A 26315-nucleotide genomic window follows, 5' to 3' on the forward strand; every position below is an offset into this window, starting at 1 on the left:
GACTGATCGATCATGTAATCGATGCGCGGCGCCTGGGGCTGACTGGCTGCAGCGACCAGCTCATTGAAGACCAGAAACAGCTCAAACGGATGCTGCGAGCCGACAATCAGGTCATCATCGGCATAGCGCCGATCGTTGAAATGGAAGCCACCCAGGATCTCCTCATCAAGAAGGAAAGCCACAATATGGGCCAGGTTGGTTCCCTGGGGATGATGCCCGGTATCAACCAGGACGCGCGCCTGCGGCCCCAGCTTGCGCGCCAGGGTATAGGCCATCCCCCAATCGGCCAGATCGGTATGGTAGAAAGCCGGCTCAAAAAACTTATATTCGATCAAAAGGCGCATACCGGGCGCAAGAGCGGCGTAAATCTCGGCCAGAGTCTCCTCCAGGCGGTGCTTGCGGGCTCGCAGATCGTCCTGGCCGGGGTAGTTTGTCCCATCAGCCAGCCAGAGGCTGATTGTATCTGACTGCACCTCGCGCGCGATCTGAATGCACTCCAGGACATGCTCCACAGCGCGACGGCGCACCGCGGGATCAGGGTGGCAGAGGCTGCCAAAACGATACTCCTCATCCTGAAAGAGATTGGGATTGACCGCTCCGATGCGCACGCCTAGCTCGGCGGCATAGGCTTTGACTGCCGCCCAATCGTCTTCTTTATCCCAGGGAATATGAATGGCCACCCGCGGGCAGACCCCCGTCAGGCGATGAACCAGGGCCGCATCGGCCAGCTTTTCGCGTAAATTGCGGGCCGCCCCAGGCCAGTGGAAGACCTTAAAACGGGTTCCTGAGTCTCCGTAGCCCCAGGAAGGCGTCTCGATGGTAAAGCCTTTGATAGCTTCCAGCACATGGCGCCGCTCTGGTAATGCTTCGCTGGCGAGCTGAGCGTGGCCAGTGCCAGTGGTCGGCTGATCCTGTTCCTGCTTCAAGCGAACCTCCTTCACATCGCGACACAGCGTTAGCTCGGGGCTGGCACAGCGAGCCACGGGACGATGCCCGCGGGCACCAGGCCGCTCCGCCGGCCAGCCCGACCGGGTCCAGGTCAGATCAGAGCAGGTGGCACAGCCTGCGCAGTGCAGGCTGCGCCGCGACGCCCTCAGCAGCCTCAGAAGTTGAACTGATCGATGTTGTCCTTATTAAAGACCGTCGGCGGACCGAGCAGGACCACATTGTTGGGGCCGATAGTCTTCGTGCCGAGCTTGCCAGCATTGAAGCTCTCGCCCGGCTTCCCGGTGATTTTGCCCTCCACCAGGGCTGCTGCCGCATAGTAGGCCAGATAGCCCAAATCAGCAGGGTTCCACAGAGCAAACTCCGGGCACGTCCCATCCTTGACATACTTGCGCATCAGATTCGGTGTCCCCAGCCCGGTCAGCATGACCTTGCCGCCCTTGCCTACCGATTCGATAGCGCGCGCCGCGGCAGCCAGGCCGACCGTTGTCGGCGAAATGATCCCTTTGAGGTTGGGGTAAGCCTGCAGCAGCCCCAGGGTCTCCTGGAAACTCTTCTGGTCATCATCATTACCGTATGCAATCTTGACCAGATGCATATTCTTGTACTGGGGTTTCGTCAGCTCATCCTTCATGTACCCGATCCAGGTGTTCTGGTTGGTGGCCGTGCTGGCCGCCGAGAGGATGGCGATATCGCCGCTATAGTTGATCAGCTTTCCCAGAATCTGGACCTCGATCCGCCCGATATCCTCGGAATTGGCCTGATTCACAAAGATCTGACGCGCATCGGAAGCGACATCTGAGTCATAGCTGACCACCTTAATTCCCTGCTGCATCGCGCGCTTGAGGGCCGGCGCCAGGGCGTTAGGATCGTTGGCCGAGACCACAATAGCGCTCACATGCTGCTCCGTCAGCGTGTTAATAAACGGCACCTGTGCCGCTGCGCTATTCTCCGTCGGGCCAACCTGCTTGAACTGCCCCTTCAGCTCTGAGGCAGCCTGCTTGGCGCCGTTGGCCGCGGTATCGAAATAGGGATTGTTGATCGCCTTGGGGAGAAAGGCAACATTGAGCGAAGGGGAGCCTCCGCCCGAGCTGCCACTCCCGCTACTGCTGCTGCCACCGCAGGCAGCCAGCATCAGCAGCATTGCTACAGACAGAGCGCTGAGCAGTGTGCGCAACAGCGTCTTCACTGTTTTCCTCCTCCTTACCAACGCTCCCACAAGCGGAGCGTCCTGGTGTGGTAGTGGTGATGACAACCAACACATCTATCCCGAGACAGGGCAGAGCACCACCCCAGACGAGGGTCGAGTCAGCGCCGGGCCAGCCCGATCAGGCCAGTCGAGCTAGCGGCGCTGCCTTCCCTCGCGGGCAGCAGCCCCTGTCTCTTCAGGCGCAGCGCGCGCGCTGGGGGCCAGCCCGCCAGCAGGCCCCTCGGCAGCCGCGTGCCTGCGCGAGGCCGCCTCCTGCAAACGCCGGACCACATTAGGTCCCAGTACCGAAAGGATGAGCAAGGCGCCCACGGCAATATTCTGGATATCGCCGCTGATATCCGCCAGGCCCAGCGCATTGCGCAGCACTCCGATGATCAGGAGCGAGAGCACCACGCCGGGCAGGCTGCCGCTGCCACCGAAGATATTGACTCCACCCAGCAGGACAATCGTCACCACATCCAACTCAAAGCCGAGGGCGTTATCAGCACGCGCGTTGGAGAAACGCGCCGTGAAGACCACACCGGCCAGGGCCGCTACCAGGCCCGAGAGGACAAAGAGCAGCAACTTGATATTGTCAACGCGGATACCGGCAAAGCGAGCCGCCTCCTTGTTACTGCCAATGGCATAGATCTGCCGGCCCAGCGTACTGCGATGCAAAAGCAAGGAGAAGAGCAGCGCCAAAGCCACGAAGAGTACGAACGGCCAGGGGATCAGAGTGCCCGGGACCGTGCCAAAGCCAAAGTTCGTGAAGGCCGGCGGGAAATTGCTCACCGCCTGGTCGCCCATGACTACATAGGCCAGGCCGCGAAAGAGAGCCAATGTCCCAAGCGTGACCACCAGCGACGGCAGGCCGAGGCGCGTGACCGCCAGACCATTAACCAGGCCGCAAAGGGCCCCAATCAACAAGACCAGGGCGATGGCCAGACCCAGCGGCCAGCCGTGGCTCCAGGTATAGCCCAGCACGACGCTGGCCAGTCCGAGAATCGAGGCCACCGAGAGATCGATCTCGCCAGCGATGACGATCAGCGTCATGGTCAGGGCCATCAGGGCCTTCTCCATCATGTCGCCGATCAGCAGCGAGAAGTTGGACAGGCTTAGAAAATAGGGCGAGAGCGTACTTCCCAGCGCCAGAGACAGTACCAGCAGCACCAGCAGCAGCGCCTCCCACGAGCGCACCCAGGCCGGGAGACGAGCCAGACCACCGCCCGAGGCCGCTGCTTGCCACTCCTCTTTTGCCAGAACGGAGGCTGAGGGAGCAGCCGCTGAGGGCGCTTCGAGACCGAGCGCAGGCCGCTTCTTGCCTTCGGATGAATCGCTCATCGTTGCCTCCCACTGAGCAGGCGGCGCTGGAGCCAGCGCGTAATCAGAGCATCCAGCGTCACCGCTGCCAGAATAGCAGCGCCATCGATCGCCTGCAGCCAGAACTGCGATAGCCTCAGCAAGGTCAAAGCATTATCGATCGTCCCGAGCACGATCGCGCCCAACATCGCCCCCAGGATGGTCCCGGAGCCGCCGAAGATATTCACTCCACCGACGACGACCGCGGCGATCACCTGCAGCTCCAGGCCAGTGGCCGCCCCCGAGTCGACCGTCGCAAAGCGCGCTCCCCAGAGCACTCCCGCGAAGCCGCTCAAGAGGCCACAGAGCAGAAAGGTCAGGAAAATCAAACGCTCACTGCGCAAGCCAGCCAGGCGCGCCGCCTCGGGATTGCTCCCCAGGGCATATAGCTCGCGACCGGTGCGAGCGGCCCGTAGCAGATAGGCAAAGAGCAGCGCGATGGCCGCCGCAAAAATGATCAGGGCCGGGATGCCCAGAATATGGGTGGTGGCCAGGGAGAGGAAGCTATCTGGCACGTCGTAAGCGCTCACCTGCGTGCCGCCGGCGATATATGAGTCGAGGCCGCGGTAGAGATAGAGCGTCCCCAGGGTTGCCACAATGGCCGGCACCCGTCCCAGCGCCACAATCAGGCCGTTGATCGCCCCCAGCACGGCCCCCAGGAGGCAGCCGAGCAAGACAATCAGAATCACTGGCGTCTGCGGATGGTTCTTCAGGACGTCGGCGCAGACAAAGGCGGTCATGCCGACGGTCGAGCCAACCGAGAGGTCTACATTGCGCGTCAGGATCACCATTGTCTCGCCGACCGCGACAATAGCCAGGATGGCGATCGAGAGCAGAATCTGTTCGAAATTGCCCGGCGTCAGGAAGCGGGGCGTTTGCAGACCGACCAGGGCAATAATGACGAGGAGCACGACGATCAGGCCCAGCTCTCGCACGCGGCCCACCAGGGCTACAAGACGCTTGCCGCCAGAACGCGCGCGCCAGCGCGACTCTTCAACACGGGTCGTTGTTGTGCTCATGCCCTTACCTCGCTCATCTGCTCTGTCTGTTCTGTCCCGTTGCTGCCAGCATGACTTTCTCCTGATCGGCCTCGGCGCGACTGAACAGCCCACTGACGCGGCCCTCGTGCATGACGAGCACCCGGTCCGACATGGCCAGAATCTCTGGTAGCTCGCTGGAGATCAGGAGGATGGCCAGACCGCGCGCGGCTAATTCGGAGATGATGCGATGGACCTCGGCCTTGGCGCCAATGTCGATGCCGCGCGTTGGCTCATCAAGGATGAGGATGCGTGGCTCGGTCGCCAGCCATTTGCCCAAGACCACCTTTTGCTGATTGCCGCCCGAGAGGGCGCGCACCGGCTGAGTCAGGCGCCCCCCTCGCACGCGCAGACGCTCAGCGTAGTCGGCGGCGATCTTCAGTTCCTGGCGCGATCTGATCAGCGAGAAGCGCGCGACGCGCTGCAAAATAGAAAGGGTCATATTTCTGGCAATGGAGAAATCGAGGACGAGGCCCTGCTGATGGCGATCTTCGGGAACATAGGCGATGCCATAACGCATGGCATCACGCGGGGAGCGAATGCTGACCGGGCGCCCGTCAACCAGGATTTGGCCGCTCTCGGCCTGATCGATGCCGAAGAGTACACGCGCTACCTCGGTGCGACCCGCCCCGACCAGACCAGCCAGCCCGAGGATCTCGCCACGTCGCAGCTGGAAGCTCACGTCGCGGAAGACGCCGGCACGGGTCAAATGGCGCACCTCCAGCACCACTTCGCCGATCGCCGCCTCCTCCTTGGGGAAGAGGGCCGCCAGCTCGCGCCCTACCATGTGGCGAACGATCTCTTCAGCGGTCAGAGCCTGAGCCGAAGCTGTGATGACGCGCTGCCCGTCGCGCAAGACCGTCACGCGGCTGGCCAGACGAAAGACCTCCTCCAGGCGATGGCTGACAAAGAGAATCGCCACCTGCCGCGCCCGCAATTGTTCGACAATGGCGAAGAGGTCCTCGACCTCGCGCGGCGAGAGCGACGCCGTCGGCTCATCCATGATCAAAACACGGGCATCCTGCGATAAGGCCCGCGCAATCTCTACCAACTGCCGATCAGCTACCGAGAGACCCCGCACCGGCAGATAGACATTCAGCTCGACTCCCAGCGACTGCAGTAGCTGCTCTACTTCGTGATACATGCGGCGCCAATCAATGCGCCCCAGGCGATCGCGCGGTTGGTGGCCCATGAAAACGTTCTCGGCCACGTCCAAATCGGGGAAAAGGGTCGGTTCCTGATGAATGACAGCAATACCTGCGGCCTGGGCCTGCGCGGGACTGCGCAGCTCGACCGCCTCGCCGTTGATTTTGAGGAGACCACGATCGGGGCGGTGCACGCCTGCCAGAATCTTTACCAGCGTGCTTTTGCCGGCACCATTTTCGCCCACCAGAGCATGAACCTCGCCCGCATAGAGACTCAAGTCCACCTCTTTGAGGGCCTGAATGGCACCAAAGCGCTTGCTAACGCCGACCAGCTCGATTACGGGCACCGCCGCCTGCGGCGCGGCAACTTCCATAGTTCCCCCTGGTGAGTGTCTTTCGCTGACGATCAGTTCTACACTCTATCCGCTGATCAGTCCGACGATCAGGCAATCGGCCAGTCAGTGGGCCTGGTCATTGGCCCGCCCTGGCCGGGGTATATGGGCCGGCTGCTGATTGAAACGTTTCAATGGTGAGAGTATAATCGAGGCCAGCCCGATTGTCAAGGGGAAACGCGCCTTTGTTTGGCGGGTGCGCGGCAGAAAGATGGCCACCAGGCGGACGGCCAGGTAGATAGCCAGAGGGCAGACAATTGTGGCATACTATTTTGTGATGCAGTCAGGTCAGTCAGCAGAGGAAGAGGCTTCCGCGGCGCTCCTGACTGCCAGCAGCCCGGAGGGCGGGTCGAGGTCCTTCTTCTTTTTGGAGGCTTCGACTCGACCGGGATGACATAGCGAAGAGACCCCACCCCAGCGCGCAGGAGTTGCCTGTGCTTGAGAGGAGCGACAGCCAGATTGCCTGCGGCATCAGGGGTTTGCCTTATCATTACTATCATCTTTCTTTCTTTCTTTCTTTCCTGATGGATCTCGCTTCTGTCTACGGAGTGCGTGCATGCCAAGTATTCGTGAGGTAGCCGAGCGGGCCGGTGTCTCGCTCGGGACCGTCTCTAACGTCTTGAATCATCCCGAGCTGGTAGCAGAAGAGACAAGGCAGCGTGTGCAGCGCATCATTGACGAGCTGGGCTTTGTGCGCAATGGCTCGGCGCGCCAGCTCCGCGCCGGGCGCAGCCTCTATATCGGCCTGGTTGTGCTCGACGTGGCGAATCCCTTCTTTACCGAAGTGGCGCGCGGCGTCGAAGATGCAGCCAGCGAGGCTGGCTACGTCGTCATTCTCTGCAATTCAGACGATTCGTTCGAGCGCGAGGCCCATTATTTGCGTGTGCTGGAAGAGCAGCGCGCGCACGGGGTGCTGATCACCCCTGTGCTCGATGACCCTACCCACCTCTATCGCCTGCGCAAGCGCGGCATCTCTGTGGTCCTGCTGGACCGCCCCAGTCGGCAGCCCGATCTGTGCTCGGTGGCCGTCGACGATGTACATGGGGGCGAGCTGGCGGCAGAGCATCTGCTGGCCCAGGGACACGAGCGTATCGCCTTTGTGAACGGTCCGCAGTCGATTCGCCAATGTGCTGACCGCCTGGAGGGTGTACAGCGGGCGGTGCGTGCGGCGGGTGCTGATCCGGCCCAGGTGATCTTAGAAGTGGCACGGCCCTTCCTGAATGCCCGCGAGGGAGAGCGCGCCGTCGAGCAGATTCTGAGTGTGAGCGAGGCCGAGCGCCCAACAGCGATTTTCTGCGCTAACGATCTGCTGGCCCTGGGAGTCATGCGCGGCCTCACCAGGCGCGGCTTTGCGATCCCGCGCGACTTTGCGCTCGTCGGCTACGACGATGTTGATTTTGCCGGCATGCTCTCGACGCCACTGACCTCGGTGCGCCAGCCCAAGTATCAGCTTGGCCGCAGCGCTGCCGAACTGCTCCTGGATGAGGCCGATCATCCCTCGACCCACGAGCACCGCCAACTTACTTACCAGCCCGAGCTGATCGTGCGCGAATCTAGCAGCTACCGTCGTCCGCAGGGTTCCTATTTCACGCGCCCGCCTGTCTCTCCCACCTCCCCCTGAGCGCCTGTCTGTCTGCCTGCCGCTGCCTCTGCTTCGCCTCGTTCTCTGCTCGCTGCTTACCTCCCCTGTCTACGTTTCTCCCTCTTAACGTCGCCTGGTGGCCAGTTTCGCCAGGCGCTCGCCTGCTTGCAGTAAGGTCTCGTCGTTCTTGCAGAAGGAGAAGCGTAGATAGTTGCTCCCGATGTGGGCGTGTTCTGGACAATAGAAGGTTTCAGGAGGAATACCAGCGACGCCGATCTCGTTGATGAGATAGCGCGCGAATTCGAGCGGGGTGCCGTCGAAGACTGGCGAGAAGTCGGCCAGCACAAAGTAGGTGCCTTCGGGTACACGATAGGGGAGGCCCGCGGCATCAAGCGCTTGCAGGAGCAGCTGGCGCTTGTGCTCGTACAGCTCCTTCAGGCCGTGATAGTAGCTATCTGGCAGGCTCAGGGCGTAGGCAATGGCTTCTTGCGTGGGATGGTGCACGGCGAAGGTGATGAATTGATGGGCCCGGGCGACGCCGTCGACGAGGTCTGGATGGCCGTAGACCCAGCCGATCTTCCACCCGGTCGCACTGAAGGCTTTGCCCGAGCTGCTGACCGTCACGGTGCGCTCAAACATGCCAGGCAGGGTGGCAATGGGAATATGACGCGCCTCGTCGAAAACCAGGTGTTCGTAGACCTCGTCGGCGATCACGGTGACATCGTGTTCAATACAGAGTTCGGCGATGCAGGTTAGCTCTTCGCGTGTGAAGACGCGCCCACAGGGATTATGCGGTGTATTGAGGATGAGAGCGCGGGTCTTGCGTGTGAAGGCGGCGCGCAGCTCCGCGAGATCGAAGGTCCACCGAGGCGGATGCAACGGGACATAGACGGGCGTGGCGCCGGCCATGAGGATATTGGGTACATAGGAATCGTAGAATGGCTCGATGACAATGACCTCATCGCCAGGATCAACCAGGCCCAAGACGGCGGCAAAGATCCCTTCGGTGGCGCCCGCCGTCACGATGACGCCGCGCTCAGGGTCGATCTCCAGACCATAGAAGCGCGCCGCATGGGCAGCCACGGCGCGGCGCAGCGAGGCTGTGCCCGGCCCCGGGGCGTACTGGTTGTACTGGCCGGCCTGCAAGGCCGTCACCAGGCGGGCAATGATGTCGGGAGGAGTATCGAAATCGGGTTTCCCCTGCCCTAGATTGAGAGCGTTGTGCTGCTGCGCCAGGACGTTGATCTCCGTAAAAATAGTGGTCCCAAAGCTCGCTACACGCCGAGCAGCAGTAGCCATGCCTGTATGCTCCTCAAAAAGAGTTGATCAGTTGAGACTATTATACCTCTCTGGTATACTCCGAGTATACGCCGCCCTGGGGGAGGGAGGCGCGTGCTCTCGCTCGGAGCCTGACCTGAAGCTGCCTCGTCGGGGCAGTCTGGCGCCGGAGAGCTGGCTCTTCTGTTTGGGTCTTATCATCTCTGTCGGATCTGGCCAGTCTGGTATCTGCCAGGAAGTCAAACGGAGCAAGATGGCTGTGGTGAGAGGATTGTACACCGTTGACTTGTTGAAGGATCAGCGCCTGAGCATCATGGGCCATCCAGCGGGCGGCGCGCTGCTGGAGCAGGCCATCAAGATGCTGCGCAGCGCTGGCGTCGATGTGCTGGTTTCGCTGCTGACGGGCGAGGAAATCGAAGAGATTGGCCTGCAGCACGAGGCGCAGACCTGCCGGGAGCAGGGGGTGCGCTATTTCCATTTCCCGATTGCCGATCTGCAGGGGCCGCCGCTGGATGGCGCCATTCAGGACCTGCTGAGCGAGCTGTATGGCCTGCTGAGCGCCGGTCACCATATCGCCATCCACTGCCGTCTCGGCATCGGGCGCTCGGCTATGATCGCCGCCGCCCTGCTGGTGCGCGCCGGCTACTCGGTGCCGCTGGCCGTGGGCCTGCTGTCGTCGGCCCGTGGCTGCTTTGTGCCGCAGACGGCGACGCAGCTAGAATGGATCGAGGCCCTGGAGCGCTACTATCGCCAGCAGGGCCAGCCTTTCCTCGACGATGCCGGAGCCGAGCTGGATTGAGCTGGGCATGGGCCGCTGCCCACGGAGGGCAGCGGTCTGGCGATCCCAGTCAGGGGCCAGGGCTAGACTTCTCCGTAGACCGGCAGGCCGCCAACGATGGTGGCCTGGATGCCATTGCTGACGAGGCGCTCGGGCGGAATCTGGAAGGGATCTTCTGGCAAGACCACGGCGTCCCCGAACTTGCCGACGCTGAGCGAGCCTTTGTCATCTTCCTCAGCCCCGGCATAGGCCGCCCCAAGGGTGTAGCCATAGAGGGCCGCCCTCAGCGGCAGGACCTGCTCCGGCAGCCAGGAGGGACGCCCACTTTCGGGATCGGTGCGTTTCACGGCGGCGTAGATGATGCGCAGCGGCTCAAATAGCTCGACGGGCGCATCCGAACCAAGGGCGAGCGGGATACCACGCTCGTGCATGGTGCGGTAGATGTAGGCTTGCCGATGGCGCGCCCCCCAGTAGCGTTCGGCGATGTCCCGATCGGCCACGGCATGGTAAGGCTGCACGGAGGCAATCACGCCCAGACGGTGCATCCGCTCCAGGTCGCTGGGGTGAATGAGCTGGACATGCTCCAGACGATAGCGCAGACGCCTGCCCATGCTCCCGCCCTGCCCGGCGAGCTGATGCTGAGCCAGCTCGATGGCGTCAAGCGCCACACGGGCCGCGCGATCGCCAATAGCGTGGATGGCGATGATCAAATCTAGCTCGCTGGCCTCCCTGACCAGGGTCCGCATCTGCTCCTCGGGCGTAGCCAGAATCCCATAGTTTGAGGGGCTACCCTCGTAGCTTTCGAGCATGGCGGCGGTCTGCGAACCAAGGGTACCATCGGCGAAGATCTTGATTCCGCCAATACGCAAGAGGGCATCCTCTTCGTCCGCCTTGAGCAGACCGGCCCGCAGCTCGGGCAAAGGATGGCGCTGAAGGATCATGCGCACGCGCAGGGGTAGCCGTCCCTCTGTGCGCAGGGAGGCCAGAAGCTCATAGACTCCACGATCTTCGATGTCGTGGATGGCTGTAATGCCCGAGCGCAGGAGCGCTGCACAGGTTTCCTCTAGCAGTTGGCATGCCAGCGAGGGAGAAGGCGCAGCAATGAGCCGCGCGACCAGCTCCATCGCCGCCCCTTCTTGCAAGATGCCGGTTGGCTGGCCGCTGCCATCGCGCAGAATCGCACCGCCGGGTGGATCAGGCGTCTCGGCGCTGATACCCGCTCGTTCCAGAGCCAGCGAATTCACCCAGAGTAGATGGCCGTCCTTGCTCCAGAGGGCCACGGGATGCTCGGGCGCCGCTGCATCAAGCACCGCTCTGGTGGGAAAGGCGCGCCCCGGCCAGCGATTGCGATCCCATTGGCTGCCAACGACCCACTCACCGAGGGGCGTGCGGGCCGCGCGCTCGCGCACCAGCTGCGCCACCTCGTCGGCGCTCGTGCAGGCCGCTGCATCGATGTCATGGGACCGGTAAGCAGTGGCCTGCAGATGAATATGAGCATCGATGAAGCCCGGCAGCACGGTCTTGCCGCGCAGGTCGAACAGCTCGGCCTGCGCTCCAGCGGCCCGCCGTACCTCTTCATTGTCTCCAACCGCCACAATACGCCCGCTTTCGCGCTCGACCGCCAGGGCCTGCGCCCGGGGTCGGGCCGCGTCCATCGTATAGAGATTGCCGTTGAGATAGGCGATGCGGCTCATGCTCAGCGCCATCCTTTATAGAGTTGGGTTAGCTCATCAACACGCTCGCGCTCGCCGCGCCGTCCAGGGCGCAGGGGCGAGGTAGCGCGCAGGACCTTGTAGCGACTGTTGCCGCCGACCTCCTGCACGTCCTCAAAGCACTCCTCCAGCACCGGCTCGTACTTCAAGAAGCGATTGGCCACCAGGTAGAAACGCCCACGTCGATGGTGCAGAAGGCGAGCGCTTTCGCGAATAAAGCGCTCGCCGACGGCCTTCGTATTCACCCCCCAGACATGGAACGGGGGATTGGTCGCGATCAGACTGAAGCGCTGCCCAGTCACGGCGCTGGTAGCATCGCTGGCCAGGGCCTGGGCATTGCTCAGACCCTTTTCCTGCAGCCGCTGCTGCGCCAGAGCCACCGCCGCCAGGCTGGCATCAACCAGGGTGACGCTGCCTTTGCGGGCACGCTCGGCAATATGCAGGCCAATATAGCCGGCGCCACAACCCAGGTCGAGCGCCACATCGGTCACGTAGACCTCCAGCGAGTCTAGTAAGAGGCGCGTCCCTTCGTCCAGCTCACCGCCGGCAAAGACCTCGCGCTGCGGCCAGACCGGCGGCTCCGCCGGCAAAGGCGTCTCGGCGGTCTTCTCCGCCGCTACCACGCGCCAGCCCTTGCTGATCTCCACCGTCTCCAGATTGCCAAAGGACTCGCGCATCCGTCGCGCAATCGAGAGGATGCCCCGGTCCTTGGCACCGGTCACATAGAGACGCCCGCCAGGCTTGAGGGCGTAGCGCGCGGCCTCCAGCCCATAGTAGACCCAGGCTTTGGAGGGCTGATAAAGCAGATTCATGACCGCTACATCTATGGTATTCGGCGAAGTTTCTCGCGTATACTCATGGAAAGGAATATGTTGTAACTGGCTGCGGGCAGGGGCAGCGTACGCTTGTTCAAGGGCGCCGACGTTGTCTTCTGCCAGGATGATTCGCCCACGGCTGAGCTGACGCGCGGCCACCTGGACAAAGGGGTCCGCCGCTGAATTCAAGATCAGTAAGCGCTGCTCAGCTTGCAAAGGAACGTTGTCAGCTAAGAGTTGAGGATGGAGCATACGCATGGCCCTCTACGTTGATACTGCTTTCATAGATGATATCACGAATGTGGCCCGCACGGTACCTTTGTCCGGCGCAACCACTAACCCCACATTGCTGCTGGCCGCCCGCGAGCGCGGTCAGCAGCTTTCGCCCCGCCAGGTGCTGGAGGCGCTGCTGGAGGCCCTCAGCGGCCATGTTTTCATGCAGCCCGGCGCCAACGAGGAAGAGGAGATGTATCGCGAGGCCCTCAGCTACATCGAAATGGCCCCCGAGCGCGTTATTCCTAAAATTCCAATGAACCAGGTGGGAATGCGCGTGGCCCGCCGCCTGAGTAGCCAGGGCTATGCGCTGGCCTTTACCGCCGTCACAACCGTGCCCCAGACCTATTGCGCTCTTCAGGTGCGCGCCGACTTCGTCATCCCCTACTACAACCGCCTGGAACGCTCGGGGATCGATGCCGCCACCCGTATCGCTCAGATGGCCTCGCTCTGCCGCGCTCAGGAGCCAGCAACTACGCGCGTGCTGGTGGCAAGCATTAAGACTCCCGAGGAGGCCGCCCGCGCTCTGCTGGCCGGCGCTCACGACCTGACCGCTCCCCCCCAGGTACTGCTCGATTTGATCAGCGATCCCCTCAGCGAGGAGGCCATCCAGCGCTTCAATCGCGACTGGGAGAAGATGAACAAACTGTAATCGTTGACGCTCTACCAGCACGCGCTATCGATGAAAGAATGTTCATAGCCCAGCCCCACACGTTCATGCGATTGTCATCTGAGCGCGCTATTATGTAGGCGTAACGAGCTTCAGAGAACGGTTCCGCGGGCGCGAGGCACACGTGGGGGGGGATAGTAGAGAAACGGGACTCCTGGGGTCAGGTAACGTGGCAGGGTGGCACGTCTCTCTGGGCAGTTCTCCGTCATCTCACTACTACTACTTGCTCGACACGGATCGGCGCAACGTGGTGAGGGTGGTTACTTCGGAAGCCTGAAGGGCGCCTCCCCTTCAGGCTTTTTTTCGTCCCGCCTTCTCCCCTTCTCCTCAGCGCTCCTTCATCTCCTCCCTCTCTCACGAACGACCACGCCCGCTTATACTCCCCTGGCGACCGGCTTCGCTCTCTCACCCGCCACTCAGCCTGCCTCCGGTTCATCCATCTTCCTTCGACGCTGCCCCGCGCTGCCGCCGATCTCGCGATCCTTTACTATCGGCGCCGGCGCCAGCGATTGCGCACCTCTTCCCAACAAGCGCGCAGCTGAGCCATCCGCGCGGTCTCAGGCTCTTGCCGGCCATAGCGCGCCGGCAGATAAGCCCCTGTGAGCATCCCCAGGCGCGGATCAGCCAGAGGAGTCTTGGCTTCCAGACGCTGCCGATACTCCAGGGGCGTCTCGCTGGGCAGGCGCGGATACCCTTGCTGCCGGGCCTCCTCCAGGAGGGCCCGATAGATGGCCCGCATGCTCGCCAGGCTCTTTGTCGCTTCATGTCGTGCTCTTTGCTGCAAGCGCCAGCGCGCACTCGCCGCCTGCCGTCCGCGCAGCAGTACCTCTTGCATCCTCCTCAGCAGGGCCTGCAGCAATGCCCAGATCTGGCCCCAGAAGAGGGCTGTCGACCACAGGCTCTCATGGCGCTCCTCTAGCTCCCCTCGCTCATAGAGGCGCACCCGCCGCTGGCGCAAGCTTCTGCCGACCAGCCGAACGCAGCCAACGGCGATCAGGAGCAAGAAGAGCAGCACCAGGAGGCGGCTGGCCAGCAGCAGGCTCGCTGGCAGGTCCGCGCCTTCTTCTGGTGGTCTCAGGCCCGGCTGGCCTGGTCCTCGCGGCGGATGGATGACCAGCTCGTGACTTTGAAAATGGAGAGCCTGCAGCAGCCAGACCAGCGGCGAGAGTAGCCAGACGATGAGCTGGGCAAGGCCGCGCACAAGCCAATCATACGGGATCGCCAGAAGCGTCAGTTCGCGGTGGAGGACCTCCAAGAGGCTGGCCCCCGCCAGGACGACAACCGCCAGACTGAGGAGTGCGATGAGCAGGCCCAGGCCCAGGAAGAAGAGCAGGATGGCTTGCTCCTGTTCCTGAGCACTGCCCTCCAGGCCGAGAGGATGGAGGCGGCGCTCCGCGATGGCCTGCGCCAGCGCCTGCGCTAAGAGCGCGCCGTAGATAAAGAGCGGGACGAGCAGGAAGAAAACGAGCGTGCCCGCACTGGCCAGAGCGTGATCAGTCTCGCTACCAGGCCCAAGATGGACGAGGATCGCCAGTAAGAGCAGCAGGCCACTGCCGATGAAGGCTCGACGCACCAGCGCAGGCTCCGCCTCCTGACGCGCGCGCCTCGCCCCCCGCCAGATCAGCAGCGTGGCGCAGAGGAAAATGGCCAGACAGCGGTAGGCGGCAGGTCGTAGAGCGAGCAGGTCGCGGCCCAGCGCGAGTAGCCAGGCCGGATGGTAGAGGGGAAAGGCTCCCGCATAGTTGTTGAGCCAGCAGAGACAAAGGGTGCTGGCGATCAGCAAGCCGACAATGAGACCTCGGCCCGGCAGGGGCTCGCCAGGACGGTCGAACTCGTCGAGCGGCGGCGTGCGGCGTACAAGGCGCAGCTCAGCAAGGCGTGTGAGCCAGAGGGTAGCCGCGCCGAGCGGGAAGAGCGCCCAGAGGGGGAACAGTGGGAAGGTGCTCATGAAGAGATGCAGCTCAGCCAGTACCTGGAGCCAGGCGGCCAGAGCGCAGACCTCAAGGGCCAGGCAGAGATAGGCGACCAGACGCTCACCCGTTGTACGTACGGCTGGTAGATAGGCGGTACTCTGCGAAAGACGCCTGCGGCGCCGCCGCTCCGCGAGCGCGATGCGCGTTAATAGATCATCTGGCGGCTGGCGCTCCCCATTCAATGGATCGTTCTGGCCCACGCCTTTCCCCCTCGCAGCAGGCCGAGACGGCCTGCGCTGCGACGTGCTCTGCAACAGCGAGTCGCCTTCTGGGCGAGAGCAGCCCTCACCTCTGAAGTTTTCCCCTGCATTGTATCGCGGGGGCGGAGGAAGCTGCAAGCTGGCCCGCACTCCCTCTCACTGCGCCTGTCACTTGCTCTGACCTGAGCTGACTATGCCCCACAGCTGAGCGCCAGGCCGTTCTATAATTTCAGAGTAGCATATCAATATATCAGTGTATATCAGCGCAGGCGCCAGGCCCGGCGGTAAATCGCCAGGCCAGCGTCCGGCAGCGGTTTCAGAGCTGGTTGTCTCTCATCAGCAGGAGCGAAGAGAAGAGCGATGTCGTCATCCCAGTTCCTGTCGTCAGCATCGGCGCTGGTCGCCGCCCCTTCACGTCCTTCTCGGCGCCAGCCAGCGATCGTACGCCAGTGCAATCGCCTGGCAAAGCAGCTGGCCGTCCTGGCCACGAATCGTGTGCGCCCTCTCTGCGAGCAGGCTGTCCAGGCGGGCGAATGGGACGCGCTCGCCGAACCGACAGGGTTAGCTCTGCCTCCCGAGGAGAGCGTCGACCTCTACACACAGGGTCTCTGCTGTCTGGCTCTGACTGCGGCTCTGGCCAGATCGATCAGCAAGCGCGAGTCCGAGCAGGATCAAAACGAGCTGATCTCTGTGCTCTCCTGGCTGCCGCTCTCGCTACAGGACCCTTTCAAGCAGATGCTCCTGGCCGTTCCCCTGGCCCAGACCATCGCCGAGCTGCAGGAGCTGAGTGCAGCCGCCCTCTCCTTATCGGCAGGCGAGCAACTGGCGACGCGCGCCACGGCGCCGACGTTGCAGGCGCTACAGCAAGATCCACTCATCTACTGCTACGAGCAGTTCCTGCGTCACTACCGTCCCAGCCTGCGCAACGCCGGCAGCATCTACGCTACACCGGCGCCAGTAGTCTCCTACATGGTGCGCAGCGTCGACCTCGTGCTGAAGCAAGCCTTCGCCTTACGTCAGGGCCTGGTCGAGTTGGGCAGCTTCGAGGTCATCGATCCTGCGGTTGGTAGCGGCGCTTTCCTGCACGGCCTGATTGAGTTTCTCTATAGTCAGCTCGGCCAACGGGCCGAGCTGGAGCGCTGGTCACACTTTGTGGTCGAGCAGCTTTTGCCCAATCTGCGCGGCTATGAACTCCTGCCAGCTCCCTGGCTGGTGGCCTACCTCAGCCTTGGTCTCAAGCTGGCCGCCTGCGGCTACGACCTGCGCCAGCGGCCCGGTCAACTCAGTCTTGCCCTTGGGGACGGTCTGCTCTGGCTGGCTCGCGAACCGGCCCATACCGGCCTGCCTGTGCTCATCGGCAACCCTCCCTATGGCAACTTCGGGCGCCCCACACGCTACCCCTGGCTGCGCCTTCTGCTTCAGGATTACAAGCGCGACCTGGGCGAACGCAAGCTGAACCTGGATGATGACTTCATCAAGTTTATTCGCTGCGGCCAGTGGTACATCGAGCAAGCTGGCTGCGGTTTGCTGGCCTTCATTACGAGCCATACTTATCTTGACGGCCTGACCCACCGCCGCATGCGCGAGAGTTTGCTCGCCAGCTTTGACGAGATCTATCTGCTTGATCTGCACGGCAACAGCCAGCGAGCAACCCCAGCCGGGGACGGGGACGCAGAACCCGATGAGAACGTTTTCCCCATCCGCCAGGGCGTGGCCATCGGCCTTTTTGTCCGGCACCGGGACGCTGCCCGCTCTCGGCGGACCGCACCCAGACGGGCGACTGTCCACTACGCGGCCCTGCGTGGCAGCCGCCGCGAGAAGTACGCCCGTCTGGAGAGGATGGACCTGGCAAGCACCCCCTGGCAACGCCTGCAGCCGCAGCCCCGCCTCTACTTCTTTGTACCGCGCATTCTGACTCGCCTGGCCGAATGGGAGCGCTACCCAGCACTGCCAGAGATCTTCCCGATCTACGGCACAGGAATCAAAACCCACCTTGACGCCGTGCTCGTTGGCCCTTCCGACGAAGCCATCGCCAGCCAGATTGCCACCTATCTGGCCGAGCACGGCCAGGAAGAACAGGCCCAGGGGACGAGAGCAGCCTCCGACGAGCGACGTCGCGGCACGCCGCAGCACAAGGCCCGGCTCCTGCGCCAGCTCAGCGGGCTGCCACCTCAACAGCTCTACCGCGACTACGCTTATCGCCCCTTCGACACGCGCCGTATCGCCTATTGGCCTCCAGCCATCGAAGCCGGCGACCACCGCTTTGCCCTGATGCGCCACGCCCTCCCGCCCAATATCCTGCTGGTCACAACGCGCCAGCTGAGCCAGGGCAGCTTCCAGCACGTCTTTGTCAGCCAGACCCTCACCGATATGTGCCTGCTTTCAAGCGCAACCCGCGAATGCGCCTACGTTTTCCCCCTCTACCTGTTCGAGTTTGAGGAGGCACCGGAAGAGGCAGGCACGGGGGCACGAGCGCGAGCACGAGCGCGAGCACGAGCAGCGCGCCCCAATCTGTCCCCTGCCTTCATTGCCGCTCTCGCGAGCCGCCTCAACCTGCGCTTCGTGCCCTGGGGGAGCGGCGACCTGCTCAGCAGCTTTGGACCGGAGGCCGTGCTGGCCTACCTGTACGCCATTCTCCATGCGTCCATCTACCGCCAGCGCTACAGCGAGCAGCTCAGTAGCGACTTTCCGCGCTGTCCTCTGCCTGCGCATCGCACCAGCTTTCGCCTGCTCTATTGCATTGGCAGCCGCCTGCTCAAGCTACACCTGCAGACCAGCCTTCCCCATCCCTCGGCCTACCTTTTGCCTCCCGCCCAGGCCCAGGCCAGGCGCCTGCGGATCGAGTTCGTGCACTACACAGCGGACGGGCGGCTCTGGTTAAACGCCCAGCAGGCTCTGGAGGGCCTGCCGCCCGAGTGCTGGCGTTTCCGCATTGGGCATTACCAGATCAGCGCGCGCTGGCTACAGGAGCGCCTCGGGCAGGAGCTGACTCCCGCTGAGTATGAGCGCTACCGCCTGCTACTGGCCATCCTCACCGAGACGCAGGAGCTGATGGCCCAAAGCAGCAGCGCTCTGGAAGCATTGCTTCCCTGAAAGAAGAAGAAAGAGAAGAGATGGACGCCCGGCGCAGCCAGCCGGCAGCTCGCCCCGGCCCTTGGGGGGGCTGCTCCAGCCGGCGACCAGAGCCAGAGTGGAGCCAGACAGAAGGTCCTACTGCCTGCGCAAAAGCCCACACTGACACGTCTAAAGACAGTGGCAGAGTGCTATAATTATACGGGCATCTACCACCCAGTCCATTCAGGCAGAGTCAAAGGTACCTGCCCGCTGAGTCAGAGAGAGAGCTTGCTCAACGAGCGGGCCAGCTCGTGCGGACCGAGTGGAGAGCGCTTTTGGACGGCCTTGAGCCGGAGCTGGTGCAGCAGCGAGGCTCAGCGCAAGCTGAACCACGTCGTTCTGTTCTGCTCCGCTCTGCACCGCTGGCCAGGTCCCAGCCAGCAGCGCAGCCCCGATGCGATCGGGCATGCACGAGGTCGCCACGCCAGCGGGTCGAGAAGTGCTCGCGACCGCTCCCCAAGCGAGCGGTTTGCTCTCCGCCGAGGGCGAGGGCATGCAATTGATCCTGGTATGAAGGAGACTGTAGTTCCTGTATTCACGAGACGAGAGACGAGGGGGCTGTTGGTCATATGGCCAAAAAGATCTTGATTATGGATGACGACCCCACCATCGCCGATCTCCTGACCGAGGCGCTCGCCGATGAGGGCTACGAGACCCACATGACGACGCAGAGCCTACGCTTCTACGACGCCGTACGCGAGCACGATCCCGATCTGATCCTGCTCGATATCATGATGCCCTATCTGGACGGACGGGATGAGCTGAAGCTGATGGAGATGTGGCTGGAGAAGAAGATCCCCGTGATCATCGTGACGGCCTATCCCAATGTGGCCCACGAAGAGCAGACCTTCCGCGACGCTGGCGTCGTGGAGATTGTCTCAAAGCCCTTTAACCTGGACGAGCTGGTCGAGCTGGTGCGCAAGACCATCGGCGAGCCGTGATGGCAACGAGGACAACCAGAGCTACGAGAGCAAGAGCAGACTGAGGGCAAGAGGAGAGCAAGGCTATGGAGGCGAAAGTGCGCGTCGCACTCGACGCAATGGGGGGGGATTACGCTCCCAGCGCCACAGTGCAGGGAGCGGTGGAGGCGGCGCGTGAGTACGGCATCGGCATTCAGCTTGTGGGTCACGAGGAGCAGATTCGTGCCGAACTGGCGCGCTACGACATAGGCGGCCTCGATCTGGCAATCACCCACACTGACGAGGTCATCGCGATGGATGAGCACCCGGCCACCGCGGTGCGGCGCAAGAAAAATGCTTCGCTGGTGCTGGCCCTGGAGCTGGCACGTAGCGGCCAGGTTGTAGGAGCGGTCTCCGCCGGCAACAGCGGCGCCATGATGGCCGCCTCGCTGTTCGTTCTGAAACGCATCGCCGGCGTCGATCGACCGGCCCTGGGGACGGTCATGCCCACGCGCACCGGCACGACCCTGGTCCTTGACGTGGGAGCCAATACGGATTGTAAGCCCGAGTACCTGCAGCAGTTCGCCCTGATGGGCGCCGTCTACATGGAACGTCTCTTCCGCATCAACCGCCCACGGGTGGCCCTACTGGCCAACGGCGAAGAGGAGACCAAGGGCAACCAGCAGGTCCAGGAAGCCCACCATCTGCTCAAAGAGAGCGCCCCCCGCCTCGGATTGAACTTTATCGGCAACATCGAAGGGCGCGATATTCCAGCAGGCGCTGCCGAGGTGGTGGTCTGCGATGGCTTCGTGGGCAATGTGGTCCTCAAGCTCAGCGAGGGGCTGGCCGAGACCCTCATCGCCATGCTACGCAGCCAGATGACCAGCAATCCGGTCAATACGCTGGCGGCGGCGGTGCTCAAGCCGAGCCTGAAGCAACTCTTCAAACGCCTCGACTATGCCGAGTACGGCGGCGTCCCCCTCTTAGGCGTCAATGGCGTGGCGGTCATCGCTCATGGGCGTTCCAACGCTAAGGCCATCAAAAACGCGCTGCGGGTGGCCCGCGAAACGGCGGAGCAGGGAGTAGTGACAGCCATCGCCGAGGGCCTGGCCAGGTTGGGAACCGGCGGCGAGCAACGAGCCGAGGCCGAGGTCTAAGCAGCCGCGACCCGGCCCGGCTGGTCTGTCCTGGAGCGAGGGGTGGGAGGAGAGAGAAGCAGCGCTTGAGAGAGGTCACCCACTGCCAGCCGCTGGTCCCGGCGCTGAGGTTACACCGCGCGCAGTCTGCGCAGGTTGGTTGTAACGGCGGGCGGGGGCCTCTCCCGACACTGAGAGGGAAAGAGGAGCTAGTCCTCGCGCAGGCTACGCTTCAACTCACGCACGAAGCCGACCAGACCTTCGAGCCAGGTCATCTCAGTTGAGGGGCCGGGCTTGCCCGCCTGAGCCTGATATTTCAGCCGGGCTTCGCGTAGCGCACGCACGCGCAGCTCGGCGGCCCGGTGCACATCGTAGGAGGCGCGGCGCCGCGGGTCGCCCAGGACCTCGTAGGCCTCATTGATCAGCTTCATCCGCTGCTCGTATCTGGCCTGCATACCAGGTGCGTTCTGATTTGCATCAGGATGATAGCGGCGCACCAGGCGCAGATAAGCGCGCCTGATCTCCTCGGGCGAGGCAGTTGGTGCTACTTCCAGAATAGAATAATAGTCCTGCATCGCTGACCTCATTCACCCGTACTGCCGAAGCCGCCCCGCCCTGGCCCCAGGGCCGTCACCTCCTGCCAGCAGGCCAGAGCCACCGGAATGAAAATACCCTGAGCGATGCGCTCACCGCGCTTGATCAGAACTGGCTCATCGCGGAAGTTATAGACCTGGATCAGTATCTCGTCGCCCTCGCCGCAGTAGTCCTGATCGATGATGCCCACCCCATGAGGGATCAGCAGCCCCTTGCGTCGCGGCGTACTGCTGCGCAGGGTCACCAGGAGCAGATAGCCCGGTGGCGTGCGCACAATGACGTTGCCCGGAATGAAACCGAGATCACGGGGTGCGATCTCTGTATCCTGACGGCAGAGGAGATCAAAGCCAACCGAGCCAGCGGTGGCGTAGGTTGGCAACGGCAGGGCTGGGTCCACACGTTTGATCGCCACGTCGAGCGGTTGCAGATACTTGTTCATTTCTGCTATTCTAGAAAAGAGCTTCTGTGACGTCAAGAGAAGGTGCTGGATTTCCTTGTTGAGAGAAATGGGTGGTCAGCGTCGCCGGGCGCCGGCGGCGGCTTTCCTACCTTTGCCACTGCTATGTCGGGCCGCAGCCTGGTGTTGAGTCTCAAACTCAAGTTGCTTGGGCTGGTGCTCTTGCTCTGCCTGGCCGTCAGCACGACGGTGTATGCTGCCAGTTCAACCTATCACGCTGTACAGCATCTGCAGCAACAGCGCGCCCTGGTCAAAGCGGGGGATGTGCGCAGCATTCGCCCCTGGATGACGATTCCCTACGTAGCCCACCTCTGCCACGTACCAGCCGGGTACCTCTATCGGGCCTTGCATGTTCCAGCGACGCCCTCCGTACAACATCTGACCCTCCACGCACTGTCTCTGCGTACAAAACGCCCTGTTGACGAGTTGATTCGCACGCTGCAGCAGGCGATCGAGACCTACCGCCAGCAGCACCACGGGCCGAACAGTCCCCAGATGACAGAGCCTGCGGCATCCTCTGCACTGGCAAAGGGAGAATGGCCATGAGCGCCCTGCTTCCCTACCTGGTGAACTGGTTGCAAGAGTACGGCTATCCAGCTCTGTGGGGCCTGGTCTTTCTGGGCGCCGCCGGTATCCCACTCCCGATCACCCTGCTCTTGCTGGCCGCCGGGGCCTTCGCAGTCCTGGGAGACTATAACCTCGGCTTGCTAGCCCTGCTGGCAGTCAGCGCCGCTGTGGCCGGCGATAGCGTCGGCTACAGCCTCGGTCGCCGCTGGGGAGGCCGCCTGCTTGACTACCTGGAACACTCGCCACAACACTGGATTCCACAGCAGGCCCTCAAGCGCGCACGTCAGCTCTTCCATCGGCGCGGCGGCTGGGCCATCTTCCTCGGTCGCACCGTCTTCTCGGCTTTCGGCGTGCCGATTACGCTCCTCTCAGGGGCAGAACGCTATCCGTACCGCAAGTTTCTACTCTTCGATGCCCTCGGCGAGCTGGTGGGCGTCGGCCTGCCCCTCAGCCTCGGCTTTCTCTTCGGCGCCAGCTGGGAGGCCGTAGGCGAGATTCTGGGGATGGTCTCGCTGCTCTTGCTGACCCTGGCCCTGGCTACCTGGCTGAGCTATCGCTTGCTGCTGCTGCTGCGCCGCCTGCGGGCAACTCACGCCGAACCACAGCCCCGACCACACCCCCAGCTCGAAGAGCCAGAACGGGCCGCTTCCCCCGGGGCCGCCTCCGGCTCCTCGGGTTCCCTGCCACTTTAGCCTACCCTCAAGCGTATGTAATAATGATCGCAACGTTGAAAAAGTATACGCCTCTTACAGCTAAAGTCTTTTTTTCTTGTAGAGCATCTTTAAGTATTCAATGCTGTCACAGACTGGCACGGAAGGGAACCTTTAGGGTATAATTGGAATAGCGCTGGAATATTTCTGGGCCGTACTGTGTTCCTATCGGTAGAAGCAACGTGTCTCATCTTACATCTTTCTCCTACCCGGCGTCAGACCTGGTCTCTCTCAGGTCGAAGGCTCGCTTTCCCTGCGTGTAGGGTCAGACAGCCTCACAGCCGCTATCTTGCTGCTTAAGATAGACACTACCTTTTCATGGAGGGCGCATATGTTAGACCTGGAGCGTGCCGACACGGGAAATGCGCTTACCTTAGATGACCAGCCCACACAAGACAATCCAGATCTGGAGAAGCAACTTGATCAGTTGCTTACGAAGGATCTTGAATATATAGATTTTGATGACGACAACGACGACGACGCTGTTGTTGATGGAGAGGAGGAACCTGGCAAGGACGAAGAGCCTGAGCTGGACGAGGACCTCAGCGTTCTAGAGCCAGCAGCCCTGGAGTTAGAAGAGATGCCTGATATGCATGAAGATCTGACGCAATTGCCAGGTTCGCCTGAGCTAGAAGATACCGCCTCGCTGCTCTCTCTTCCTTCCCTGCCTGCGACTCGCGGGGGTGCAGTACGTCGCCCCGGCGGGCGCCGGCGCCGCTCCGACTATGCGGACGAGAGCACAGCGAGCGCTCTAGACACCGGCGAATCGGATGCCGTGATGGCATATCTGCGCGAGATCGGGCGTGTGCCGATGATCTCGCACGAGCGCGAAATCGAGCTGGCCAAGCGCATCGAGATGGGTGACCGCGAGGCCAAGAAGCAGTTCATTCTGGCCAATCTGCGCCTGGTTGTCAGCATCGCCAAGCGCTATGTCGGGCGTGGTCTGAGCCTGCTCGATCTGATCCAGGAGGGCAACATCGGGTTGATCCGCGCCGTACAGCGCTATGACTGGCGTCGCGGCCATCGCTTCTCGACGCATGCCACCTGGTGGATTCGCCAGGCCATCAGTCGCGCGGTGGCTGATAAAGGGCGCACGATCCGTTTGCCCGTCTATGTGAATACGGCTCTGAACCGCATCCGTCGCGAGCGTCAGCGCTTGCTGCAGGAGTTGGGCCGTGAGCCGACCGAGCAGGAGCTGGCCGAGGCGACGGGGCTGGACCCCATCCGCATGCAGGAGCTGCAGTCGGCCCCGGGCGCCCCCGTCTCCCTGGAGCTGCCCGTCGGCGAGGATGAGGAGCAGGAGCTGGGCGATGTGCTGGCTGACACTGAGTCCGCTTCACCAGAAGATATTGCGACAACTCAGACGCTGAAGGATGAGGTCCAGCGCGTGCTGGAGTCGGTGCTGACGCCGCGTGAGCGCCTGGTGCTACAGTTGCGCTTCGGCCTGGGCAATGGTCAGGCCCATCCGCTGGAGCAGGTGGGCCGCGAACTGGGGATTACGCGCGAGCGCGTACGCCAGATCGAGGCCGGCGCTCTGGCGAAGCTGCGCCAGCCGCCAGTCCTGGAGCGCCTGCGCGGCTGATCCGCTGACACAGCTGAATTTCTCTGCACACGCCGCTCATCCTCGTGCTCTGCTCGTTGTTCCCCAGGCCGGAAGGCCCTGCTCTGGTGCCTGGCGCGCAGCGCTGGCTGCCCGGCTTCTATCTACCTGCACCACGCTTGCCAGGTGCTTCTCCGGTAAGTGCGGTCAGCGGGTCGCGCTGGTCAGGCGCTTGCTCTCCAGCAGATTGATCTTCCTCCAGTAGTGGAACCGAGCCCATCTGCGCCACAGTAATGGCGAAGACCACAGAGCAGGAAAGGCTGCCCTCTGCGGAAGAGGTACCTTTCCTGCTCTGTTTTCTTGTGTATTGGCAACTGCGCTGTTTGCCTTCCCTGGTCCTCTGGCCTGGCTCGCTGGCGCTCAGGACTCCGCTCCGTAGAGCTGCAAGAAGCGCGCGACGGTGCGCATCCCTTTGAAGAATTGTTTGAGGGAGTATTTTTCGTTGGGCGAGTGGAGATTGTCATCGGGCAGGCCAAAGCCCATGAGGACAATGGGAACCTGCAGGATGTCGTTAAAGAGGGCCGCAATGGGAATGGAACCGCCTTCGCGAATGAAGATCGGCTCGCGTCCGTAGGTCTCTTTGAGGGCCGCTGAGGCAGCCCGCATGACGGGGGCATCGAGCGAGACGAGTACGCCCTCGCCAGCATGGATTTTGTGGACGGTGACCTCGACGTCGGGCGGGGCCAGCTCTTTGACACGCCGTTCGAAGAGGCGATAGACCTCTTCGGCTTTGAGTCCAAGGTCGGCTGGGATGCGCATGCTGATCTTGGCTTTGCCGCTGGCGGGAATGACGGTCTTGGGGCCTTCGCCGCTGAAGCCACCGACGAAGCCGTGAATTTCCAGAGTCGGTCTGGCCCAGATGCGCTGTAGCGGCGGATACTCTGGCTCGCCAGAGAACTGGGCCACGCCCATCTCTTCGCGCAGGGCCTCGGCCAGGTGAAGGGGATCTTCTTGCCAGAAACGCTCTTCCTGCGGCGGCGCCTGCCGCTGGCGATCGTAGAGACCGGGCATGTGGATGTGCCCATGCACGTCTTTGAGACCGGCAATGATGAGGGCCAGGGCATGGAAGGGGTTTGGAGCTATGCCTCCATAGGTGCCTGAGTGCAGGTCACGTACGGCTCCACGCGCTTCGACTTCGGTGTAGAGGATGCCGCGCAGGCCCGTGATGAGGGCCGGCAGGTCGGGCGCCGGCATATGGGTGTCGCAGATAAAGGCGGCGTCGCACTTCAAGCGCTCGGGATAGTTGCGGACGTAGTGCTCGATGGCTTCGCCTCCGGTCTCCTCTTCTCCTTCGATGAGGACGCGCACGTTGACGGGCAGCCCTCCCTCGGTGGTGATGAGGGTCTCCAGGGCTTTGAAGACGAGCATGGTCTGCCCTTTGTCATCGCAGGCCCCTCGACAGTAGAGATTCTCGCCGCGAATGGTCGGCTCGAAGGGCGGCGTCTGCCAGAGTTCGATGGGATCAACGGGCTGGACATCATAATGTCCATAGATAAGGAGAGTGGGCCGGCCCGCCGCTTTGAGCCATTCGCCATAGACCAGCGGATGGCCCTGGGTTTCGATGAGACGGACGTTGTCAAGACCAATGCTGCGCAATTGGGCGGCGGCGTACTCGGCTGCCCGGCGCACGTCAGCAGCGTACTCGGGGAGGGCACTGATGCTGGGGATTCGCAGCCACCCTTTGAGATCTTCCAGGAAACGCTGCTCATGCTCTGCTATATACGCTTCTATCTGCATCATGATAACTCTTCCTTCCTGAAGCGTCTGCAAGGGAAATCTGCCTGTTATGGTAGCAGGATCAGGCTGGCTTTGTCCAGAGCGAGCTTTCTACCAGCCAGCAATGGGAGGGTTGAGGGGGATCTGCCCTTGCCGCTTCCGGGAGCAGCGCGC

General features: G+C 62.5%; 21 protein-coding genes. 9 read left to right on the top strand and 12 right to left on the bottom strand.

All coding sequences use genetic code 11. The features are described 5' to 3' along the window. From BGC09_RS16650 to BGC09_RS16670, 5 genes are all read right to left on the bottom strand, one after another. A partial coding sequence (locus tag BGC09_RS16650; protein WP_141727831.1) for an L-rhamnose isomerase occupies positions 1-845 on the bottom strand: 845 nt, incomplete at its 3' end. A gap of 257 nt (positions 846-1102) precedes the next feature. After that, positions 1103-2089, bottom strand: a complete 987-nt coding sequence (rhaS, locus tag BGC09_RS16655; protein ID WP_069805395.1) for a rhamnose ABC transporter substrate-binding protein — start codon at positions 2087-2089, stop codon at positions 1103-1105. A gap of 198 nt (positions 2090-2287) precedes the next feature. Next, positions 2288-3475 (bottom strand): ABC transporter permease, encoded by a 1188-nt coding sequence (locus BGC09_RS16660; RefSeq protein ID WP_069805366.1) that lies wholly within the window; start codon positions 3473-3475, stop codon positions 2288-2290. Next, positions 3472-4512, bottom strand: a complete 1041-nt coding sequence (locus tag BGC09_RS16665) for an ABC transporter permease (RefSeq protein ID WP_069805367.1) — start codon at positions 4510-4512, stop codon at positions 3472-3474. The genes BGC09_RS16660 and BGC09_RS16665 overlap by 4 nt, the downstream gene beginning before the upstream one ends. 13 nt (positions 4513-4525) lie before the next feature. Continuing rightward, positions 4526-6049: a sugar ABC transporter ATP-binding protein gene (locus BGC09_RS16670; protein ID WP_176728956.1), complete on the bottom strand. Its 1524-nt coding sequence runs from the start codon at positions 6047-6049 to the stop codon at positions 4526-4528. 574 nt (positions 6050-6623) lie between these two features. On the opposite strand from BGC09_RS16670, the gene BGC09_RS16675 reads away from it, so the two are divergent. Continuing rightward, entirely contained in the window at positions 6624-7688 is a 1065-nt protein-coding gene (locus BGC09_RS16675; protein ID WP_069805368.1) for a LacI family DNA-binding transcriptional regulator, read from the top strand. Positions 7689-7772: 84 nt separating this feature from the next. On the opposite strand, the gene BGC09_RS16680 is transcribed toward BGC09_RS16675, so the two are convergent. After that, positions 7773-8948, bottom strand: a complete 1176-nt coding sequence (locus BGC09_RS16680; RefSeq protein WP_069805369.1) for an aminotransferase class I/II-fold pyridoxal phosphate-dependent enzyme — start codon at positions 8946-8948, stop codon at positions 7773-7775. Between the two features lie 232 nt (positions 8949-9180). On the opposite strand from BGC09_RS16680, the gene BGC09_RS16685 reads away from it, so the two are divergent. Further along, positions 9181-9726 (top strand): protein-tyrosine phosphatase family protein, encoded by a 546-nt coding sequence (locus BGC09_RS16685; RefSeq protein WP_069805370.1) that lies wholly within the window; start codon positions 9181-9183, stop codon positions 9724-9726. Positions 9727-9788: 62 nt separating this feature from the next. Here BGC09_RS16685 and BGC09_RS16690 read toward each other — a convergent pair whose 3' ends face one another. Both BGC09_RS16690 and BGC09_RS16695 read right to left on the bottom strand, forming a co-directional pair. Continuing rightward, positions 9789-11399, bottom strand: a complete 1611-nt coding sequence (locus BGC09_RS16690) for an amidohydrolase (RefSeq protein WP_069805371.1) — start codon at positions 11397-11399, stop codon at positions 9789-9791. Between the two features lie 2 nt (positions 11400-11401). After that, positions 11402-12484 carry a methyltransferase gene (locus BGC09_RS16695; protein ID WP_176728957.1) on the bottom strand — a complete coding sequence of 361 codons (1083 nt, stop codon included), beginning with the start codon at positions 12482-12484 and terminating at the stop codon, positions 11402-11404. A gap of 4 nt (positions 12485-12488) precedes the next feature. Between BGC09_RS16695 and BGC09_RS16700 the strand changes: the two genes are divergently transcribed. Further along, on the top strand, positions 12489-13157 hold the full coding sequence (locus BGC09_RS16700) for a transaldolase family protein (RefSeq protein ID WP_069805373.1): 669 nt from the start codon (positions 12489-12491) through the stop codon (positions 13155-13157). A 505-nt stretch (positions 13158-13662) separates the two neighbouring features. Here the strand turns inward: BGC09_RS16700 and BGC09_RS16705 are convergent. Beyond that, positions 13663-15348, bottom strand: coding sequence for a DUF4129 domain-containing protein (locus tag BGC09_RS16705; protein ID WP_069805374.1), 1686 nt, complete (start codon positions 15346-15348; stop codon positions 13663-13665). Between the two features lie 360 nt (positions 15349-15708). Between BGC09_RS16705 and BGC09_RS16710 the strand changes: the two genes are divergently transcribed. From BGC09_RS16710 to plsX, 3 genes are all read left to right on the top strand, one after another. Next, complete coding sequence (locus BGC09_RS16710) at positions 15709-18441, top strand: type ISP restriction/modification enzyme (RefSeq protein ID WP_069805375.1); 2733 nt, start codon at positions 15709-15711, stop codon at positions 18439-18441. Positions 18442-19031: 590 nt separating this feature from the next. Continuing rightward, positions 19032-19403, top strand: coding sequence for a response regulator (locus BGC09_RS16720; RefSeq protein WP_069805377.1), 372 nt, complete (start codon positions 19032-19034; stop codon positions 19401-19403). Positions 19404-19480: 77 nt separating this feature from the next. Continuing rightward, a complete protein-coding gene (gene plsX, locus BGC09_RS16725) occupies positions 19481-20518 on the top strand; it encodes a phosphate acyltransferase PlsX (protein WP_069805397.1) in 1038 nt (345 codons plus the stop codon). A gap of 188 nt (positions 20519-20706) precedes the next feature. Here the strand turns inward: plsX and BGC09_RS16730 are convergent, their stop codons facing one another. Together BGC09_RS16730 and BGC09_RS16735 are read right to left on the bottom strand one after the other, a co-directional pair. Next, on the bottom strand, positions 20707-21072 hold the full coding sequence (locus BGC09_RS16730) for a DnaJ domain-containing protein (RefSeq protein WP_069805378.1): 366 nt from the start codon (positions 21070-21072) through the stop codon (positions 20707-20709). 8 nt (positions 21073-21080) lie between these two features. Then, the gene (locus BGC09_RS16735; protein WP_069805379.1) at positions 21081-21530 is read right to left on the bottom strand and encodes a dUTP diphosphatase; all 450 of its coding nucleotides are present in this window, start codon (positions 21528-21530) and stop codon (positions 21081-21083) included. A gap of 42 nt (positions 21531-21572) precedes the next feature. Here BGC09_RS16735 and BGC09_RS16740 point away from each other — a divergent pair, with 42 nt between their 5' ends. The 3 genes from BGC09_RS16740 to BGC09_RS16750 all read left to right on the top strand — a co-directional run bounded on the left by BGC09_RS16740 (position 21573) and on the right by BGC09_RS16750 (position 24407). Continuing rightward, a complete protein-coding gene (locus BGC09_RS16740; RefSeq protein WP_069805380.1) occupies positions 21573-22094 on the top strand; it encodes a hypothetical protein in 522 nt (173 codons plus the stop codon). After that, positions 22091-22807 carry a DedA family protein gene (locus tag BGC09_RS16745; RefSeq protein ID WP_069805381.1) on the top strand — a complete coding sequence of 239 codons (717 nt, stop codon included), beginning with the start codon at positions 22091-22093 and terminating at the stop codon, positions 22805-22807. Before BGC09_RS16740 ends, BGC09_RS16745 begins: the two co-directional genes overlap by 4 nt. Positions 22808-23156: 349 nt before the next feature. Then, positions 23157-24407: a sigma-70 family RNA polymerase sigma factor gene (locus BGC09_RS16750; protein WP_069805382.1), complete on the top strand. Its 1251-nt coding sequence runs from the start codon at positions 23157-23159 to the stop codon at positions 24405-24407. Positions 24408-24785: 378 nt separating this feature from the next. On the opposite strand, the gene BGC09_RS16755 is transcribed toward BGC09_RS16750, so the two are convergent. Beyond that, the gene (locus tag BGC09_RS16755) at positions 24786-26165 is read right to left on the bottom strand and encodes a dipeptidase (protein WP_069805383.1); all 1380 of its coding nucleotides are present in this window, start codon (positions 26163-26165) and stop codon (positions 24786-24788) included. Between the last annotated feature and the right edge of the window lie 150 nt (positions 26166-26315).

Origin of the sequence: Thermogemmatispora onikobensis, from assembly GCF_001748285.1 — a bacterium.
GTDB classification, from domain to species: Bacteria; Chloroflexota; Ktedonobacteria; order Ktedonobacterales; family Ktedonobacteraceae; genus Thermogemmatispora; species Thermogemmatispora onikobensis.

Coding starts and splice junctions, on each gene's coding strand:
- rhaS (WP_069805395.1), bottom strand. CDS start 2,089: ATGCTGCTGATGCTGGCTGCCTGCGGTGGCAGCAGCAGTAGCGGGAGT.
- BGC09_RS16660 (WP_069805366.1), bottom strand. CDS start 3,475: ATGAGCGATTCATCCGAAGGCAAGAAGCGGCCTGCGCTCGGTCTCGAA.
- BGC09_RS16665 (WP_069805367.1), bottom strand. CDS start 4,512: ATGAGCACAACAACGACCCGTGTTGAAGAGTCGCGCTGGCGCGCGCGT.
- BGC09_RS16670 (WP_176728956.1), bottom strand. CDS start 6,049: ATGGAAGTTGCCGCGCCGCAGGCGGCGGTGCCCGTAATCGAGCTGGTC.
- BGC09_RS16675 (WP_069805368.1), top strand. CDS start 6,624: ATGCCAAGTATTCGTGAGGTAGCCGAGCGGGCCGGTGTCTCGCTCGGG.
- BGC09_RS16680 (WP_069805369.1), bottom strand. CDS start 8,948: ATGGCTACTGCTGCTCGGCGTGTAGCGAGCTTTGGGACCACTATTTTT.
- BGC09_RS16685 (WP_069805370.1), top strand. CDS start 9,181: ATGGCTGTGGTGAGAGGATTGTACACCGTTGACTTGTTGAAGGATCAG.
- BGC09_RS16690 (WP_069805371.1), bottom strand. CDS start 11,399: ATGAGCCGCATCGCCTATCTCAACGGCAATCTCTATACGATGGACGCG.
- BGC09_RS16695 (WP_176728957.1), bottom strand. CDS start 12,484: ATGCTCCATCCTCAACTCTTAGCTGACAACGTTCCTTTGCAAGCTGAG.
- BGC09_RS16700 (WP_069805373.1), top strand. CDS start 12,489: ATGGCCCTCTACGTTGATACTGCTTTCATAGATGATATCACGAATGTG.
- BGC09_RS16710 (WP_069805375.1), top strand. CDS start 15,709: ATGTCGTCATCCCAGTTCCTGTCGTCAGCATCGGCGCTGGTCGCCGCC.
- BGC09_RS16720 (WP_069805377.1), top strand. CDS start 19,032: ATGGCCAAAAAGATCTTGATTATGGATGACGACCCCACCATCGCCGAT.
- BGC09_RS16730 (WP_069805378.1), bottom strand. CDS start 21,072: ATGCAGGACTATTATTCTATTCTGGAAGTAGCACCAACTGCCTCGCCC.
- BGC09_RS16735 (WP_069805379.1), bottom strand. CDS start 21,530: ATGAACAAGTATCTGCAACCGCTCGACGTGGCGATCAAACGTGTGGAC.
- BGC09_RS16745 (WP_069805381.1), top strand. CDS start 22,091: ATGAGCGCCCTGCTTCCCTACCTGGTGAACTGGTTGCAAGAGTACGGC.
- BGC09_RS16750 (WP_069805382.1), top strand. CDS start 23,157: ATGTTAGACCTGGAGCGTGCCGACACGGGAAATGCGCTTACCTTAGAT.
- BGC09_RS16755 (WP_069805383.1), bottom strand. CDS start 26,165: ATGATGCAGATAGAAGCGTATATAGCAGAGCATGAGCAGCGTTTCCTG.